Raw genomic sequence first — 836 nt, 5'->3', positions numbered from 1 at the left:
GAATATAAGGCCACTTAAAGTTGTATTTACAGTCCTTCAGATAGGGCCACCACTCCAGTAATAGATGTTTAGTCCACTGGTCCATGGCGATTTTGCCCAATCGATCAGCCGCCCGGAGCAGTTGCGGCAGCGTCAGTTCAAGGGGAATGCGTTGCTGTCGGAAATGATCATTGAGGGCACTGGCGCAATCGGTCAGCCACCGACTCAGATCCTCAGATACCCCCATGGCTTGCAGCCTGAGCCGGTAGTCATCCCGGGTATCATGGTGGATATGAACGCCGGTAAATCGACTGGTCAATGACGGCGGGAATGCCGTCCGTCCGGGATAGGTGGGCGGATTTACGGTACCAATCAATTTGAACCCGGCCTTGTGAGGCAGCGGCAGGCGGTCATTGAGAAACTGTTCCAATAGCCCGGAAGGAATGATATTGAGCTCACTGACCACTAATACCTCACCCAGACGCCAGGCACGGTTAAAGGCCTCCACAAACTGGTTAAACTGGTCCGGTGTCCCATTGAGATGCTGAAAGCCTTTTCCGGTTTGCTGTTGCCAGGTGGTCAGGGTCAACAGTAACAGAGCATCCTTACCCCACCCGGCAGTACCTTCCACCACCATGGCAACTCTTCCCGGTTCCTTGAGTTGCAGAAATTGCCAACAGGTTTTTATGTACTCTCTGGTGGCCGGAGTATCGATGACCAATGGCGTCGATTGCTTCTGATTTACCTGTGCCAACTGTCCGAAAAACTGTGTGAAGGCACTCTGGTGCTGCTCCAGTAATGAACGGTCCACTTTACCGGAACTGTGCCAGTAATCCCTGAGCGCTTGCCATTCGGGG

The 836-nt window shown here is 53.1% G+C and carries 1 protein-coding gene; it reads right to left on the bottom strand.

Going from position 1 to position 836, the window contains the following annotated elements:
- The coding region (locus J7438_RS26215) for a hypothetical protein (protein WP_209278966.1) at positions 1–836 on the bottom strand (836 nt) is incomplete at both ends.

Origin of the sequence: Thalassotalea sp. G20_0 (genome assembly GCF_017744175.1) — a bacterium.
Classification (GTDB): domain Bacteria; phylum Pseudomonadota; class Gammaproteobacteria; order Pseudomonadales; family Endozoicomonadaceae; genus Endozoicomonas.
The sequence above is the reverse complement of the archived record's forward strand: the minus strand, read 5'-3'. Positions and strand labels throughout refer to the sequence as shown.